General features: G+C 45.7%; 15 protein-coding genes. 12 read left to right on the top strand and 3 right to left on the bottom strand.

Annotation, left to right across the window (positions count from 1 at the left end; translation table 11 throughout):
* Window positions 1-5: 5 nt before the first annotated feature.
* The 11 genes from holA (at window position 6) to TW81_RS00025 (ending at window position 9,649) form a co-directional block, all read left to right on the top strand.
* Entirely contained in the window at window positions 6-1,019 is a 1,014-nt protein-coding gene (holA, locus tag TW81_RS00075) for a DNA polymerase III subunit delta (RefSeq protein WP_045953690.1), read from the top strand.
* Between the two features lie 72 nt (window positions 1,020-1,091).
* Window positions 1,092-1,409, top strand: coding sequence for a ribosome silencing factor (rsfS, locus tag TW81_RS00070; RefSeq protein WP_045953689.1), 318 nt, complete (start codon window positions 1,092-1,094; stop codon window positions 1,407-1,409).
* A gap of 3 nt (window positions 1,410-1,412) precedes the next feature.
* Window positions 1,413-1,883 carry a 23S rRNA (pseudouridine(1915)-N(3))-methyltransferase RlmH gene (gene rlmH, locus TW81_RS00065; RefSeq protein ID WP_045953688.1) on the top strand — a complete coding sequence of 157 codons (471 nt, stop codon included), beginning with the start codon at window positions 1,413-1,415 and terminating at the stop codon, window positions 1,881-1,883.
* 6 nt (window positions 1,884-1,889) lie between these two features.
* Window positions 1,890-3,770 carry a penicillin-binding protein 2 gene (gene mrdA, locus TW81_RS00060; protein WP_045953687.1) on the top strand — a complete coding sequence of 627 codons (1,881 nt, stop codon included), beginning with the start codon at window positions 1,890-1,892 and terminating at the stop codon, window positions 3,768-3,770.
* Window positions 3,771-3,772: 2 nt separating this feature from the next.
* Window positions 3,773-4,894 (top strand): rod shape-determining protein RodA, encoded by a 1,122-nt coding sequence (gene rodA, locus TW81_RS00055; RefSeq protein ID WP_045953686.1) that lies wholly within the window; start codon window positions 3,773-3,775, stop codon window positions 4,892-4,894.
* The gene (locus TW81_RS00050; protein ID WP_045953685.1) at window positions 4,895-5,674 is read left to right on the top strand and encodes a septal ring lytic transglycosylase RlpA family protein; all 780 of its coding nucleotides are present in this window, start codon (window positions 4,895-4,897) and stop codon (window positions 5,672-5,674) included.
* Window positions 5,675-5,764: 90 nt separating this feature from the next.
* On the top strand, window positions 5,765-6,943 hold the full coding sequence (locus TW81_RS00045) for a serine hydrolase (protein WP_045953684.1): 1,179 nt from the start codon (window positions 5,765-5,767) through the stop codon (window positions 6,941-6,943).
* Window positions 6,944-7,093: 150 nt separating this feature from the next.
* Window positions 7,094-7,372, top strand: coding sequence for a DUF493 family protein YbeD (gene ybeD / locus TW81_RS00040; RefSeq protein ID WP_045953683.1), 279 nt, complete (start codon window positions 7,094-7,096; stop codon window positions 7,370-7,372).
* A gap of 179 nt (window positions 7,373-7,551) precedes the next feature.
* Complete coding sequence (lipB, locus tag TW81_RS00035) at window positions 7,552-8,220, top strand: lipoyl(octanoyl) transferase LipB (protein ID WP_045953682.1); 669 nt, start codon at window positions 7,552-7,554, stop codon at window positions 8,218-8,220.
* 7 nt (window positions 8,221-8,227) lie between these two features.
* Window positions 8,228-9,193 (top strand): lipoyl synthase, encoded by a 966-nt coding sequence (gene lipA, locus TW81_RS00030; protein ID WP_045953681.1) that lies wholly within the window; start codon window positions 8,228-8,230, stop codon window positions 9,191-9,193.
* Between the two features lie 129 nt (window positions 9,194-9,322).
* Window positions 9,323-9,649: a hypothetical protein gene (locus TW81_RS00025; protein WP_045953680.1), complete on the top strand. Its 327-nt coding sequence runs from the start codon at window positions 9,323-9,325 to the stop codon at window positions 9,647-9,649.
* A 153-nt stretch (window positions 9,650-9,802) separates the two neighbouring features.
* On the opposite strand, the gene glyA is transcribed toward TW81_RS00025, so the two are convergent.
* A complete protein-coding gene (glyA, locus tag TW81_RS00020) occupies window positions 9,803-11,053 on the bottom strand; it encodes a serine hydroxymethyltransferase (protein ID WP_045953679.1) in 1,251 nt (416 codons plus the stop codon).
* Between the two features lie 368 nt (window positions 11,054-11,421).
* Between glyA and TW81_RS00015 the strand changes: the two genes are divergently transcribed.
* Entirely contained in the window at window positions 11,422-12,021 is a 600-nt protein-coding gene (locus TW81_RS00015; protein WP_045953678.1) for a DUF6198 family protein, read from the top strand.
* Window positions 12,022-12,071: 50 nt separating this feature from the next.
* On the opposite strand, the gene vexH is transcribed toward TW81_RS00015, so the two are convergent.
* Together vexH and TW81_RS00005 are read right to left on the bottom strand one after the other, a co-directional pair.
* Complete coding sequence (vexH, locus tag TW81_RS00010) at window positions 12,072-15,194, bottom strand: vibriobactin export RND transporter permease subunit VexH (protein ID WP_045953677.1); 3,123 nt, start codon at window positions 15,192-15,194, stop codon at window positions 12,072-12,074.
* Entirely contained in the window at window positions 15,194-16,252 is a 1,059-nt protein-coding gene (locus TW81_RS00005; protein ID WP_045953676.1) for an efflux RND transporter periplasmic adaptor subunit, read from the bottom strand. The genes vexH and TW81_RS00005 overlap by 1 nt, the downstream gene beginning before the upstream one ends.
* Between the last annotated feature and the right edge of the window lie 302 nt (window positions 16,253-16,554).

Here is a 16,554-nt window from a genome sequence, read left to right as displayed (position 1 = left end):
ACACTATGCGAATTTTCGCCGATCGTTTGATGGAGCAGCTCTCTAAGCAGCTCCATCCCACTTACCTCATTTTCGGGAATGAACCTCTCCTAATCCAAGAATCCCGCCAAGCGATACAAAAAGCGGCGTTGGTGCAAGGGTTCGAAGAGCGGCATCGTTTTGCAATCGATAACTCGTTTAACTGGAGCCTCGTTTACGACTGCTGCCAAGCGATGAGCTTATTTTCATCTAAACAGATTATTGAACTAGAACTCCCTGACACAGGCACCAACGCAGCAATAGCCAAAGAGCTGCTCGCTGTTTCTGAACTACTGCATAGCGATGTCATTCTTGTTGTAATTGGCAGCAAACTAACCAAAGCGCAAGAGAACGCTAAATGGTTTAAAACACTTGCAAACCAAGGTTGCTGGGTAAACTGTTTAACCCCTGACCTACAAAGATTGCCACAGTTTGTTCAGGCCAGATGCCGCGCTTTGCATCTTAAGCCAGATCAAGAAGCCGTGCAAATGCTTGCTCAGTGGCACGAAGGAAACTTATTTGCACTGACGCAAAGCTTGGAAAAGTTAGCTCTGCTCTATCCTGACGGGGTTTTAACCTTAGTTAGACTTGAAGAGTCACTCAGTCGCCACAACCACTTCACCGCGTTTCATTGGGTCGATGCGTTATTGGCAGGCAAAGCAAAGCGTTCACAGCGCATCTTACGCCAGCTTGAAGCCGAAGGAACCGAAAGTGTCATTCTGATTCGAACCATTCAAAAAGAGCTAGTGCAGCTTTTGAGCATGGCGAATCAAGCCAAATTGCAACCTCTTAATCAGGTATTTGAGAGCTTTCGTATTTGGCAATCCAAGCGACCACTATACTCTTTAGCTTTGAATCGCTTGCAACCGGAAAAGATTATACAATTGCTTCAGTTACTTACTAAAGCTGAACTATTGGCTAAGACCCAGTATGAACAGCCTAGTTGGCCACTATTACATCAGTTGAGTGCTGAGATATGCTTAGCGCAAGTGCAGCTGTAGAAAGCGTGTTATACTTCGCCGCCGAAAAAGAGACTATCCTGTGCAGAGCACAACACCAACGAGGACAACACCTTGCAATTTGATGAGTTAAACAACTTCCTTGCTGACAAAGCGGATGATATGAAAGCACAAAACATTCAAACGATTGATGTTCAGGGCAAATCAAGCATTACCGACTTTATGATCGTCTGCACTGGCACATCAAAGCGCCATGTTGTTTCCATTGCTGAACACGTTGCAAAAGAGTCAAAACTGGCAGGGTTAGAGCCTCTCGCTATTGATGGTGAAGCTGAGGGCGAATGGGTCGTTGTGGATATGGGTAATACTATTGTTCACGTGATGCAGGAAGAGCAACGCGAGTTGTATCAACTGGAAAAGCTCTGGGGCTAAGCAATGAAGATACAGCTGATTGCCGTCGGGACAAAAATGCCCAAATGGGTTGAAGAAGGCTTTCAAGAATATCGCCGCCGTTTTCCTCACGATATGCCGCTGGAACTGGTGGAAATCACCGCAGGAAAACGCGGTAAAAATGCCGATATTGCAAGGATTCTGCAAAAAGAAGGCGAAGCTATGCTAGCCGCCGTGCCAAAAGGCAATCGAATTGTTACTCTCGATATCCCGGGCAAAAAGTGGGATACACCACAGCTAGCGGAACAATTAGAAAGTTGGAAGCTTGATGGCAGAGATGTCTCGATTCTTATCGGTGGACCTGAAGGCCTAGCGCCCGCATGTAAAGCCGCAGCAGATCAAAGCTGGTCACTGTCTGCCTTAACCTTACCTCATCCATTAGTACGTATCGTGATGGCTGAGAGCTTATACCGAGCGTGGAGCATCACTGCGAACCACCCTTACCACCGAGAATAACCATTAATGTTACGGAAGCGCACCCAGATAAGGGATTACCATGAAGAAGCACGGCTGTTTAGAAGTCGTGCTATTGTCGCTTTCATTGGCATTGTTGCCTTGGTCGGAGTATTGGTTACCAACTTATACAATATTCAGATCAACCAATACCAAGATTACAAAACTCGCTCAAACGACAACCGAATCAAGGTTGTGCCTATCGCACCCAATCGCGGCCTAATTTACGATCGAAATGGTACGTTGCTTGCGGAAAACCGCCCAGTATTTAGCCTCGAAATCACCCCTGAAAAAGTTGACGATATGGACGATACCATTCGTCGTTTGCAGCAAATTTTAACTATCACGCCAGAGCAAGTAGAACGTTTTAGCCGCGAGCGCCGACAAACGCGCCGCTTTAAGTCCGTTCCTCTGTTAACTCAGCTTACTCAAGAGCAGGTGGCTAAGTTTTCGGTTCATCAGCACAACTTTCCAGGAGTTGCGATCAATGCCGCGCTCAAGAGGCACTATCCCTACGGTGAAGTTCTGACTCACGTGATCGGTTATGTCTCACGAATCAACGATAAAGATATAGAGCGCCTGACACGTGAAGAAAAAGAAGCCAATTACCAAGCGACGCGTGATATCGGCAAGCTGGGGATTGAACGTTATTATGAAGATATGCTGCACGGTACAGCAGGTTACCAAGAAGTCGAAGTAAACAGCCGCGGACGAGTTATCCGCACACTAAAATACGTTCCGCCAGTACCGGGCAAAGATATCGTGCTCAACCTTGATATCGACTTACAGCTTTATATTCATGAGTTACTGGATGATCGCCGTGGTAGTGCTGTCGTGCTCGATCCCAAAGACAACGGAGTCTTAGCTATGGTCTCTAGCCCAAGTTATGACCCAAATGCATTCGTACATGGTATTTCTGGTAAAGCATACAGCGCACTATTAAATGACAAGAACCGCCCACTGGTAAACCGCGCAACCTTAGGTATCTACCCACCAGCGTCGACGATTAAACCTTTTATGGCGGTAGCGGCGCTTCAGGAAGGGGTGGTCACACCTTACACCACACGCAACGATCCCGGTTATTGGAAAATCCCAAATTCTAAGACTCGTCCATTTCGTGACTGGCTCTCTTGGGGGCACGGTAAAGTCGACATCGTCAAATCGATTGAAGAGTCGGTCGATACTTTCTTCTATCAAATTGCCTACGATATGGGTATAGACCGTATTTCACGCTGGATGATGATGTTCGGTTTTGGCGACTACACAGGGATTGATATTTACGAAGAAAGTAAAGCCAATATGCCAACGCGTGAATGGAAGATGACTCGCCACCGAGTGCCTTGGTACCAAGGCGATACGATTCCGGTCGGTATTGGTCAGGGTTACTGGACTGCGACACCAATGCAAATAGCGAAAGCAACATCCGTTCTCGTTAACCGTGGCAAAGTGATTGCACCACACCTACTCAGAGCAACGATCAATAACGGCGAAGAGTTTGCAACCAGAGAGCTGTCAGAAATAGAAACGTACCCACCAATTGTTGGGGTCAAAGAGAGATTCTGGGATATGGCCATTGAAGGTATGCGATTGGTCAACCACGGTAAAAAAGGAACAGCTCGCAGAGCCTTTACTGATACTAAGTACGTCAGTGGCGGTAAGTCAGGTACCGCTCAGGTATTTGGCTTAGCAGAAGACGAAAAATACAATGCCGATGAAATCGCCGAACACTTGCGCGATCACGCGTTGTTTACCGGTTTTGCTCCGATTAAGAACCCAGAGCTCATTGTCACTATGGTACTAGAAAATGCCGGTGGCGGCTCTTCTCAGGGCGGGCCAGTGGTAAGAAAGATATTTGACCACGTGCTTGTAGAAAACAAAGAGGCGAAATAACCATGGATTTGAACCCTGCAACAGGTCAAAACCGCGCTCTTTTTGAACGCTTTCATTTAGATTTGCCGCTGTTACTTGGCATCTTAGTCCTGATGGGATTTGGTCTAGTTGTGATGTATAGCGCCAGCGGTCAAAGCTTAGCGATGATGGACAGACAAGCCATGCGCATGGCCTTGTCGCTCGGCGTAATGTTGCTGCTAGCACAAATACCGCCACGGACTTACGAAGCCCTCGCACCACTGATGTTTGTTGTCGGCGTGATCCTCCTGCTCGGCGTACTGTTTTTTGGTGAAGCGTCTAAAGGGGCGCAGCGCTGGTTAAACTTTGGTTTTGTGCGTTTTCAGCCATCAGAGCTATTGAAACTTGCCGTCCCCTTAATGGTAGCAAGATACATAGGTAAACGCCCACTTCCACCAACATTCCAAACTCTCGTCATGTCGTTGGTGATGGTATTTGTACCAACCATTTTAATCGCCAAACAGCCCGACTTAGGAACCTCAATCCTTATCGCTGCATCTGGTGTGTTCGTGATTTTTTTAGCTGGTATCAGTTGGAGGATCATCCTCGCCGCCGCATGTGGACTGGGCGCATTTCTACCGATTCTTTGGTTCTTTTTAATGCGCGAATATCAAAAAGTCCGTGTGCGTACCCTATTCAACCCAGAGTCCGACCCTCTTGGGGCGGGCTACCACATCATCCAAAGTAAAATTGCCATTGGCTCAGGTGGTATTTCTGGTAAAGGTTGGCTGCAAGGAACTCAATCACAATTGGAATTTCTTCCTGAACGGCATACGGACTTTATCTTTGCCGTTATTGCCGAAGAATGGGGCCTAGTCGGGATCTTAATCTTACTTGGCTTATACCTATTTATTATCGGACGCGGTCTTGTGCTGGCGAGTAAAGCACAAACTGCATTTGGCCGTATGATGGCAGGCAGTATCGTGCTCAGTTTCTTTGTGTATGTTTTCGTCAATATCGGCATGGTAAGTGGAATTTTACCTGTTGTTGGCGTACCGCTTCCGCTTATCAGTTATGGTGGCACCTCAATGGTCACCTTAATGGCGGGCTTTGGCATTTTGATGTCGATCCATACCCATAGAAAAGCATTCTCTAAGGCAATATAAATGATGAATAAGCAATTATGGCTCACGTTCGCGGCTAGTTTGATTCTGGTCGGTTGTTCGTCTGCACCGTCAAAACGCTATACAATTGACGATGACATTGCTCCAGATGCGCCCATCAGTGTCGATCATATTGAAGATGCGACTCCGATGTATGAGTCCTACAGCTTAGGGGGCAATCGCAACTACACCCTACGAGGTAAAAGCTATACCATAATTAAAGATCCACAAGACTTTAAGCAGACAGGTATTGCTTCTTGGTACGGTAAGAAATTTCACGGTCACCTAACCTCCAATGGCGAAATTTATGACATGTACTCAATGTCAGCTGCGCATAAAGAGCTGCCCATTCCTAGCTATGTCAAAGTGACCAATAAAGACAACGGTAAGACAACAATAGTCCGAGTCAACGACCGAGGGCCATTTCATGAAGGGCGAATCATCGACTTAAGCTATGCTGCGGCGTTAAAACTCGACGTGATTCGCACAGGTACAGCCAACGTTGAAATCGAAGTCATTGTTGTCGACAAACCAGCTCAAACGCGCAAACAGCAGTCACTGTCTAAATTCGTGGTTCAGGTCGCGTCATCACAACATCAAGATCGCGTTGAAACTTTAGCGCAAGATTTGAGTCAAAAACTTTCGGTTAAGAGTTATGTCAATTCAGGTGATAAACTCCATCGAGTGTTCTTAGGCCCATTTAGTGACTATATGCAAAGCCAAAAGGCACTTGAGCAAGTGAAAGATTTGGGTTACACCAGTGCTTTTATAAAATCCCACTAGTCCTCAACCCAGTGTATCCAAACACCTACACTGGTTTGAGAGATTGATTCTGTTAAGATATGGACAGTCAACGATAATTCTGTAGTCAATATGAAAAAAACAACGCTTTTAAAATCAGCTTTTGCGTCTTCTATTGCGCTTTCTGCAACTTTCGCATCTTCTGCATTCGCTTCACCAATCGTCGTTCCAGACGCTCCTCAAATCGCGGCAAAAGGCTATGTTTTGCTCGATTACCATTCAGGAAAAGTTCTGGCTGAAAAAGAGATGAACACCAAGTTATCTCCGGCGAGTTTGACTAAAATGATGACAAGTTATGTGATCGGTCAAGAGCTTGAACGCGGCAATATTTCTCTTCAAGACGATGTCACTATTAGTAAAAATGCTTGGGCGAAGAACTTCCCTGACTCTTCGAAAATGTTCATCGAAGTCGGCACCACAGTCAAAGTCGAAGACCTAAACCGTGGCATCATCATTCAATCAGGTAACGACGCCTGTGTCGCGATGGCTGAGCATATCGCAGGCTCAGAAGATGCTTTTGTCGATCTGATGAATGCCTGGGCTGACACCATTGGCATGAAAGATACTCACTTTGCCAACGTGCATGGCCTAGATAACGCAAGTCTTTACTCTACCCCTTACGATATGGCTCTGCTTGGTAGCGCGCTTATCCGTGACGTGCCAGAAGAGTACCGTATCTACTCAGAGAAAAAATTCACCTACAACGGCATCACTCAGTACAACCGTAACGGCCTGCTGTGGGATAAAAGCATGAACGTTGACGGTATTAAAACGGGCCATACCAGCAATGCTGGCTACAGCCTAGTCAGCTCTGCTACCGAAGGTAAAATGCGTTTAGTTGCTGTTGTGATGGGCACCAAAAATGCTAATGCTCGCAAATCAGAAAGCAAAAAGCTCCTCAGCTATGGATTCCGCTTCTTCGAAACCGTTGCGCCACATAAAGCAGGGGAGACTTTCGTTGAAGAAAAAATCTGGATGGGTAACAAAGATACGGTTGCTCTCGGCTTAGAACAAGATACTTACGTAACGCTGCCACGTGGCCAAGCGAAAGACCTAAAAGCAAGCTTCATCCTTGAAAAAGAGCTTGAAGCCCCAATTATGAAAGGTGACGTAGTTGGTAAGCTATACTATCAACTAGAAGGTGAAGATATTGCAGAGTACCCACTTCTTGCTTTAGAGGATGTGGAAGAAGGTAGCCTATTTAGTCGCCTTTGGGATTACATTGTTATGCTGTTCAAAAGCTTCTTGTAATTCTGGTACTTAGCTTTAATAAAAGCCGCACTGCGCGGCTTTTTTGTTTTACGCCCTATAAAGAGTAGATAAAGGGAGTCTTGAGATCAGGCGCGATAGACAGTACTATTCCGCGCTGCTAACAACGACTTCCCAACTTGGAGTTTCAAAATGCTGAACATTAACTCAGACGCCAAACTGAAAGACCTGCTAGAGTTCCCTTGTTCTTTTACATACAAGGTAATGGGCCATGCGAAGCCTGAACTTCCTGAATTGGTTTTAGAGGTAATCCAACGCCACGCTCCAGGTGATTACAGCCCTAAGGTTAAGCCGAGCGCAAAAGGCAATTACCATTCAGTGTCGATCAATATTACGGCTACCTCAATTGAGCAGGTTGAAATACTGTACAAAGAACTCGGCGAAATCGAAATCGTGCGCATGGTTCTATAATTTAATTTGATATTATCAATTTTTTTTGAAGGCAGCGAAAGCTGCTTTCTTTTTAGATATCAAGTAGATAATTGTTCTATAAAAACTCTAGAGTTAAAAATGTGTTACTAGTATATAGTTCCTTAACCCGAAGCAGTTTATAATCCTTTGACTTTATTAACCGACGATGGAAGAGCGGAATGCAAAACCAGCTTGTTGTTAAACATCTAGGAAGACAAGACTACGAGCCGATTTGGCAAGCAATGCATGACTTCACAGATAACCGGACTGAAGAAACACCTGATGAGGTGTGGCTTGTCGAACACAATCCAATCTTCACTCAAGGACAAGCAGGCAAAGCTGAGCACTTACTCAATACCGGAGACATCCCGGTGGTACAAAGTGATAGAGGCGGTCAGGTGACTTACCATGGCCCAGGCCAGTTAGTGGCCTACTTCCTAATTAACCTTCGTCGTAAAAAACTTGGGGTTCGTGAGCTCGTCACTCACATCGAGAACCTCGTAATCAATACTCTAAAAGCATACAATATCGACTCAGCAGCGCGCCCAGATGCACCGGGTGTTTACGTAGATGGGAAGAAAATCTGTTCCTTGGGACTTAGAATCCGTAAAGGGTGTTCGTTCCACGGTTTAGCTCTCAATGTGAATATGGATCTAAGCCCTTTTCTACGTATCAATCCATGTGGTTATGCAGGAATGGAAATGGTCCAAGTCAGCCAACTTGGCGGGCCAAATAATATTACCGAAGTAGAAGCTAAACTGGTCGAAGAACTGGTTGCTTTGCTGGACTATGACCAGGTCGAATCTGACACACAAGCAAGCCACAAGCCCAACAGTAACGAGAAGTAAGAGAAGCATGAGCAAACCGATCCAGATGGAAAAAGGCGTTAAATATCGCGACGCCGACAAAATGGCATTAATTCCAGTCAAAAACATGCCTTCAGAGCAGAAAGAGATACTGCGTAAGCCTGATTGGATGAAGATCAAGCTGCCAGCTGACAGCCAGCGCATACAAGATATAAAATCTGCAATGCGTAAGAACAACCTTCACTCTGTATGTGAAGAAGCATCATGTCCGAACCTTGCTGAGTGTTTCAATCACGGCACAGCAACTTTCATGATCCTAGGTGCAATCTGTACTCGCCGCTGCCCTTTCTGTGACGTTGCTCATGGTCGTCCACTGCCTGTTGAAGCTGAAGAGCCGCAAAAACTGGCGAAAACCATCGCGGATATGAAGTTGAAATACGTCGTTATCACCTCAGTAGACCGTGATGATTTACGTGATGGCGGTGCGGAGCACTTTGCCAACTGTAACCGTGAAATTCGTCAGCTTAACCCGAATATCAAGATTGAAACTCTAGTACCGGACTTCCGTGGTCGTATGGACGTAGCGCTGGAACTAATGAAAGACAATCCGCCAGATGTGTTCAACCACAACCTAGAAACTGCACCACGTCTGTACCGTAAAGCTCGTCCGGGCGCAAACTATAAGTGGTCTCTGCAGCTACTGCAAAAATTTAAACAGCAACACCCAGACGTACCAACCAAATCAGGTCTAATGATGGGGCTGGGTGAAACCAAAGAAGAGATCGTTGAAGTACTAAAAGATCTTCGTGCGCACGGCGTGACCATGCTAACGCTTGGGCAATACTTAGCGCCAAGTCGTCACCATCTACCAGTAGAGCGCTATGTTCCACCATCTGAGTTTGACGAACTAAAAGAGATCGCGCTAGAACTAGGCTTTACTCATGCCGCTTGTGGTCCATTTGTCCGTTCTTCATACCACGCCGATCTGCAGGCGCAAGGGATAGAAGTAAATTAATTAAGTATGCCATCGATTGAGAGGGTTGACTGAATAAGTCAGCCCTTTTTATTATTCTTCCTTGAATGAAACCAAGCTGTTAGATAGGCTTATCTGTATCTACTACAAAATAAACGCCCAAGGATTACTATGAAAACATTAGGATTGGCCGCACTTGCCCTTGCGGCGGTAACAACAGGCTGTGCTACAAATACCCAGCAAGACAATTTTCGAGAAGCCTCTTTCGAACTATGTAACACTGAAGTGGACATTTATTCAGTGAGTGATGATGGCCGTGTTCGAATCATATGTTCAGACGGTTCTAAGTTTGCACTCAATAGTGAAGAAACGTTAGAAACCATGCGCGATATCAACATTGATTATTGTGATGGTGGCGGCCTAGGTAAATTTAGCGAGAGCCGCAACTACTATTCATTTAGTTGTAAATCAGGCACATTATTAAGCCTGCCAAAATAAGCATAGCTAATGCTTGTACCTTACACTTTGATGATTCAGCTACGAAACTGGTGTAGCCAAAAGTTAGAGTTAAGGGCTCTTCTGTACTGCCAACGTTTATATATAAAAAAGGGCTTCCAATTGGAAGCCCTTATCAAATCATGACAGTAATGATTATGCGTAAACTGGTAGACGCTTACAGATCTCTAACACTTTTGCTTTTGTCGCTTCGATAACTTCTTCGTTGCCGATGTTATCTAGCACATCACACATCCAGTTTGCCAGCTCAGTCGCATCTGCTTCAGTAAAGCCGCGACGTGTAATCGCTGGAGAGCCAACACGGATACCCGACGTAACAAATGGGCTGCGTGGATCGTTTGGTACTGAGTTTTTGTTGACTGTGATGTTTGCTGCACCTAGTGCTGCATCGGCATCTTTACCTGTGATGTCTTTGTCGATGAGGTCAACAAGGAACAGGTGGTTTTCCGTACCATTAGACACAATTTTGTAACCGCGCTCTTGAAATTGAGCAACCATCGCTTTTGCGTTGTTCACCACGCGAGCTTGGTACTCTTTGAACTCTGGCTCCATTGCTTCTTTGAACGCAACCGCTTTACCAGCGATAACATGCATTAGAGGGCCACCTTGTCCGCCAGGGAAGACTGCTGAGTTCAGCTTTTTGTACATCTCTTCGCCAGCATTAGACAAAATCAGGCCACCACGTGGACCTGCTAGTGTTTTGTGCGTTGTCGTTGTCACAACGTGAGCATGTGGTACCGGCGTTGGGTAAACACCAGCGGCAATTAGACCCGCTACGTGCGCCATGTCGACGAATAACCAAGCACCCGCTTTGTCTGCGATTTCACGCATGCGCGCCCAATCTACGATTTGCGAGTAAGCAGAGAAACCACCGATGATCATCTTCGGCTTGTGCTCAAGTGCAAGCTGTTCCATTTCGTCGTAGTTGATTTGGCCAGCTTCGTCGATACCGTAAGGAATCACGTTGTAGTGCTTACCAGAAAAGTTAACTGGTGAACCATGAGTCAAGTGACCGCCGTGAGCTAGGCTCATACCTAGTACTGTATCGCCTGGGTTGAGAAGAGCCATGTAAACAGCGCTGTTTGCCTGAGAGCCAGAGTGAGGCTGTACGTTAGCATACTCACAACCAAACAATTGGCACGCACGCTCAATCGCAAGAGATTCTGCTTTATCTACGTACTCACAACCACCGTAGTAACGCTTGCCTGGATAACCTTCAGCGTATTTGTTTGTTAGCTGAGAACCTTGAGCTTCCATTACACGTGGGCTGGTGTAGTTTTCAGAAGCGATAAGTTCGATGTGTTCTTCCTGACGAAGAGTTTCTTCTTGGATGGCTGCGAACAGTTCCGCATCGTAATCTGCGATGTTCATATCACGCTTTAGCATCTGTATCTCCTGACTCAGATTAAGACTTAAAGTTGCAAAAAAACTGACTAATGATCCGAATTATCTGCGTAATTTCACTTACGCAAACGTTTGCATCAAGCTAATGACGCGCATTCTACATAATTTGATCTGGCGCATAAAGAGAAAATTCAACTTTTTCACATGCAGTTTTTTCATAATGCTTTACAAAGAATGTCATATTGAACATTTACCCACAGCGATCGCCCCGAATAAGTGTCAATTTTATCCTTTACACTCCGTAAAACGATAATTACATAGGTTTACCTTAAATTTCCTTCTCAAGCTACCGAAATCCTGATTTTTTAAATAGTATGCACGCCATTATTCAGTAGTTAAATTTCAATTTGATGGAAAAACATTCAAGAAGAGAAGATTGGGTCGCGATTTTGACTGGGACGTTTCTCGTCGCTCAAGGGGTTTTCTTTTTACAATCCGCTTCGTTGTTGACTGGTGGTACGACCGGACTTGCTCTGCTCGCGAGCCAATTTGTCTCGCTCTCTTTTGGCACCCTGTATTTTGCCGCTAATTGCCCGTTTTACCTGTTAGCATGGCAACGTTTTGGCGCTCGCTTTGCAATCAATAGTGCAATTTCTGGTGCTTTGGTATCAGTTTTCGCGGATCACCTTTATTTAGTGATTTCATTAGACAGCATCAATGAAGTTTACTGTGCAGTGGCGGGTGGTCTGTTGATGGGGTTAGGTATGCTGATTTTATTCCGTCATAAATCGAGCTTGGGTGGCTTTAATGTGCTGTGTTTATTCATCCAAGATAAATTCGGTATCTCAGTTGGAAAATCGCAAATGGCGATCGACTTTAGTATTTTGGTAGCCTCATTTTTCTTTGTCTCTCCGCAGGTGATTATCTTGTCTATTATTGGTGCTATTGCTTTAAACCTTGTCTTAGCAATGAACCACAAACCAACGCGTTACTCGGTCAATTACGGCTAATTCGAGTTAAAGAAGGGTTGCTGCTTCCACAGCAACCCTGGATTTTACACCTAGTTTAACTCACCATGAGAGGTGCGCGCTTTTACATCATGGTTAAGTTCTTTGTTCAGTTCAGCTTCAACATACCCCGGTGAACGGGTACCCGATGAAATCAAGCGATACATTGCCGGTATGACAAACAAGGTCACTAAGGTGGCAAAGCCCATACCAAAGAAGATCACCGTCCCCACAGCCACTCGGCTTTCATACCCAGCTCCGGTTGACATAATCAAAGGAATCGCACCCGCAAGCGTGGTAAATGCTGTCATCATAATTGGACGGAGCCGTCTTGCTGAAGCATCGACAATCGCTTTTTCAAACTCAAAGCCGCGATCGCGGAGCTGGTTAGCAAATTCGACAATGAGAATCCCATTTTTCGTCACCATACCTATCAGCATGATCATCCCAATCTGACTGTAAATATTGAGCCCTTGCCCCATCACAACCAGACCAAGAAAGCCGCCAAAAACGCCCATTGGCACAGTGAACATTACCACCAGCGGATTGACAAAACTTTCAAACTGAGCCGCGAGAACTAAGTACGCCACCAATAACGCAAGGGCAAACACCACCAGAATACTCGACTGGTTCTCTTTGTAATCTTTTGACTCGCCTGAGTAACTGACCGATATATCACCAGGTAGAACGTCTATCGCTTGTTGGTCAAGAAAGTCCAACGCATCACCCAAGGTATAACCGTCAGAGAGGTTAGCTGTGATGGTAACCGCCTTTTGTTTGTTGTAGTGCGACAAACGAATCGATGACGCCACTTCTTCAATTTTGGTTACCGCATCTAAAGTAACCAAATCGCCAGAAGCAGTACGCATATAGATTTGACTAAGATCAGAAGCGTTGTTAAAGCTGTTTTCGTCACCGCGTAGATAGACATCGTATTCTTCTCCGCGCTCAACAAATGTTGTTTCGCTTCTGCCACCGAGCATAATTTCTAACGTTTCTGAGATATCCTCAACGCTTATCCCCAACTCTGCCGCACGCTGTTTATCAACCGACACCACCAGTTCTGGCGTTCTCTCGGAGTAGTTAATATCAGCACCTTCCATGTAAGGGGATTCTTCGGCCAATTGCTCTAGCTTTTCCGCCCATGCTTTCAGTTCTGCATAATCCGATCCACCAAGCACAAACTGAACAGGCTCACTAGAGCCACCACGAAAACCGGGCATAAATGGGAACGCTCGCACATCAGCAATACCCGCCAACGCTTTACGCACCTCGCCCAACGCCTGCTGTGCGGTCACATCGCGCTCTTGCCAATCTTCAAGGATCATGATGACAAAGCCTGTTTGGTCTCCGGCGTTACCACCAAATGCAGGAGATTGAATGCTAAACGACTTAAGGAAACCTTGCCCAAGCAGAGGTAATAAACGCTGCTCAACAATATCCATATTAGCCGCCATACGATTGTAACTGGTGGCATCTGCTCCGCGCACAAAGGCGAACATCACGCCGCGATCTTCTGACGGCGTGAGCTGAGCAGGCACTTGCTTCATCAGTCCCCAACTGCCACCAATACACGCCATGATCACCAAAGGTGCGGCCAATTTCCACTTCAGAGCAGCCTGCAATAACTTGCGGTACCCGGCTTCAAGATAACCAAATATTTTATCGACCAATTGATTAAAGCGGTTTGGTTTAACGTTAACTTTGAGTAATTTACTGCCCAAAACAGGGGTTAAGGTCAGTGCGACTAAAGAAGAGAAAATTACCGACATCGCCAACAACACGGAAAATTCGGTGAACAATAAGCCGACCATGCCATCCATAAACGAGATAGGTAAGAACACCATCACCAAAACTAAGGTGGTCGCTATCACCGCAAAGCCAACTTCACGCGCGCCTTTGTATGCGGCCAACAAGGGTTTTTCACCACGCTCAATATGATGGAAGATATTCTCCACGACGACGATAGCATCATCCACCACCAAGCCTATCGACAAAATCAAGGCCATCAAGGTAATCAGGTTAATTGAAAAGCCAAAATAGTAAGCGGCAATAAATGACGAAATAAGTGACACGGGCACCGTCACCGCTGGGATTAAGGTCGCTCGAACTTGACCAATGAAAATGTACAACACCAAGATAACCAGACCACCGGTAATAAACAGTGTGTTGTAGACCTCAGTAATTGAACGTTCGATAAAAACTGTAGAGTCGTAGTCAATCGCTAAACGAGTACCTTCTGGCAAAAACTGCTGAATATTATCGACTTCTCTGTGAACAAGAGTCGCTACCTCTAGCGGATTGGCATCAGACTGAGGAACAATACCCATACTGACGTTGACTACGCCATCACTCTTGAATGTCGAGTTTTCGTTTTCAGCACCAATAAAAACATCAGCGACATCTTTCAAATAAATCGGTGAGTTGTCTGAGGCTCGTTTTACCACTAGGTATTCAAAATCTTCGGCTTGGTTATAGCTACGCGCAGTACGAACAGACATAACAATTTGGTCGTTGCGAACTTCCCCACCAGGATTTTCAACATTCTCACTGCGCAGCGCCGAGGTAATATCCGACACTGTGACACCACGACCAGCCATTTGCTCTGGCTTTAGCTTGACGTACATAACTTTGTACAACCCACCCGAGACATCGACCGAACTCACGCCAGAAATCAAACTAAAACGGTCAAGAAGCACACGCTCAACATAATCGGTCAACTGAGTACGATCCATCTCGGAAGAGCTGAGGTTAATGTACAAGGAGGCTTGACCCGAACCGTTGTTTTTAAACACCACCGGGTCATCGGCTTCATCAGGCAGTGCACGTTGCGCTCTGGCAACCGCATCACGCACATCACTCACCCCAGTATTAAGATCATAACCAAGTTCAAAGGTAATAGTGATACGCGACATACTATTACGTGTCGTTGACTCTATTTCGTCAATGCCACTGATCCCCGATAGTTGATCCTCCAATACCGAGGTTATCTGGCTTTCGATAATGGTCGCCGATGCGCCTTCATAGCGGGTGCTGATCGACACAACCGGGTTTTCTATATCTGGCATCTCACGAACTGCAAGTTTGCTAAATGAGACAATACCAAACACACACAGCAGTAAACTTAGCACTAATGCTGCGATGGGCCTTTTGACCGAGATATCTGAGAGCAGCATCAGTTATCCCCTTCTTGGCTCTTCGGGCGTCCATCACTGCCAAGTTCTGACACTGCCACGCCATCGCGCATATTGACAATGCCTTGCACAACAATCTTGTCGCCGATAGAAAGACCTTGCTCAATCACGACTTGGTTGTCGACCCGCGCGCCGAGAATCACTTCCGTCCGTGTTGCTTTGCCATTGTCACCAACAACATAGACGTAACGCTTGGTACCAGAATATTCGAGCGCTTGAACCGGAATAATGGGTGCTTCAATGGGCAGAAAGTCCATTTTTGCAGAGACTAACATGCCGGGTTTTAATTGCTGCTCAGCGTTAACAAAGTGAATTCGCACCCGAAGATTGAGGGTTTCTTGGCTAATTCGTGAGTCAATACCCACCACTTCACCACTAAACTCCTGTCCTTTCCATGCCGCCGTTGTTGCGCTGACCTTCATTCCTTGAGCAAGTTGCGACAAATAACGCTCCGGTACTTGGAGATCTAAACGCATGACAGAAAGGTCGTCTAACGTGACCAATTCGGTACCTGGCGTGACCATTTTGCCACGACTAAAATCAATAAAGCCTACGGTTCCGGCAAATGGCGCGGTAATATGTAAATCTTTTAGATTAGCGTTCGCCGCATCTAGGCGTGCCTGTGCTATATCAACGTTGGCTTTTTGGGCATTAATTGCCGTTTGAGTTATCGCATTACTTTTCACCAAACGTTCGTATTCTTGCAAAATACGTTGCTGATCTTTGAGATAAGCCTTAGCTTCCGCGACTGCGGCACGCGCTTTATCGTCATCCAACTTGATCAACATTTGACCTTGAGTCACCTGTTGCTTGGCTTTGACTCTAATTTGATCGATTTTACCTGTCACTTCCGACGAGATAATAACCGCTTGGTCCGCCTGCAATTTACCGACTAAAGTCAGTGATTGAGACACTTGATGGGTTTGTACCTGCTCCGTCACCACAGTCACAGCTGGTGATTTAGGCCGATTGGCATACGCGCTAGGCGCAGCCGCAAGAATAGATAGAGAAAGAAGACTCAGAATAATTTTATTTTTCATGATTTAAATTCTGTACTAATAAACTCAATGTATTGTAGCCAGTTATACGCAATATAAACGTCAACTAATGTAAAGAGCGAGAAATATTGTGTAAGTAAAGCCGTTGATTGATTGAGCTTTATGGTCAATTCCTACCATCTTTGCCCAAAAAGGCACCATTCGATTCAAAATTATAAGAAAAGGCTTTACAGCTTTTACGAGTTTGCTATGATTCGCTCCGCACTTGAGAGATGTGTTGGGAAAACATCACTTAAGCTATTCCTTGAATGAGAATAGAAAACACCCTGGAGGGGTTCCCGAGT

The sequence above is a fragment of the Vibrio galatheae genome, assembly GCF_000967545.1.
In the GTDB taxonomy this organism is placed as follows: domain Bacteria; phylum Pseudomonadota; class Gammaproteobacteria; order Enterobacterales; family Vibrionaceae; genus Vibrio; species Vibrio galatheae.
This window is presented reverse-complemented; position numbering and strand designations above follow the sequence as displayed.

Excerpts from the sequence above, each read along its gene's own strand:
- TW81_RS00005 (WP_045953676.1), bottom strand. The coding sequence starts at position 16,252 with ATGAAAAATAAAATTATTCTGAGTCTTCTTTCTCTATCTATTCTTGCG.
- holA (WP_045953690.1), top strand. The coding sequence starts at position 6 with ATGCGAATTTTCGCCGATCGTTTGATGGAGCAGCTCTCTAAGCAGCTC.
- TW81_RS00045 (WP_045953684.1), top strand. The coding sequence starts at position 5,765 with ATGAAAAAAACAACGCTTTTAAAATCAGCTTTTGCGTCTTCTATTGCG.
- lipA (WP_045953681.1), top strand. The coding sequence starts at position 8,228 with ATGAGCAAACCGATCCAGATGGAAAAAGGCGTTAAATATCGCGACGCC.
- glyA (WP_045953679.1), bottom strand. The coding sequence starts at position 11,053 with ATGCTAAAGCGTGATATGAACATCGCAGATTACGATGCGGAACTGTTC.
- TW81_RS00050 (WP_045953685.1), top strand. The coding sequence starts at position 4,895 with ATGATGAATAAGCAATTATGGCTCACGTTCGCGGCTAGTTTGATTCTG.
- rlmH (WP_045953688.1), top strand. The coding sequence starts at position 1,413 with ATGAAGATACAGCTGATTGCCGTCGGGACAAAAATGCCCAAATGGGTT.
- rodA (WP_045953686.1), top strand. The coding sequence starts at position 3,773 with ATGGATTTGAACCCTGCAACAGGTCAAAACCGCGCTCTTTTTGAACGC.
- lipB (WP_045953682.1), top strand. The coding sequence starts at position 7,552 with ATGCAAAACCAGCTTGTTGTTAAACATCTAGGAAGACAAGACTACGAG.
- TW81_RS00025 (WP_045953680.1), top strand. The coding sequence starts at position 9,323 with ATGAAAACATTAGGATTGGCCGCACTTGCCCTTGCGGCGGTAACAACA.
- vexH (WP_045953677.1), bottom strand. The coding sequence starts at position 15,194 with ATGCTGCTCTCAGATATCTCGGTCAAAAGGCCCATCGCAGCATTAGTG.
- TW81_RS00015 (WP_045953678.1), top strand. The coding sequence starts at position 11,422 with ATGGAAAAACATTCAAGAAGAGAAGATTGGGTCGCGATTTTGACTGGG.
- mrdA (WP_045953687.1), top strand. The coding sequence starts at position 1,890 with ATGTTACGGAAGCGCACCCAGATAAGGGATTACCATGAAGAAGCACGG.
- ybeD (WP_045953683.1), top strand. The coding sequence starts at position 7,094 with ATGCTGAACATTAACTCAGACGCCAAACTGAAAGACCTGCTAGAGTTC.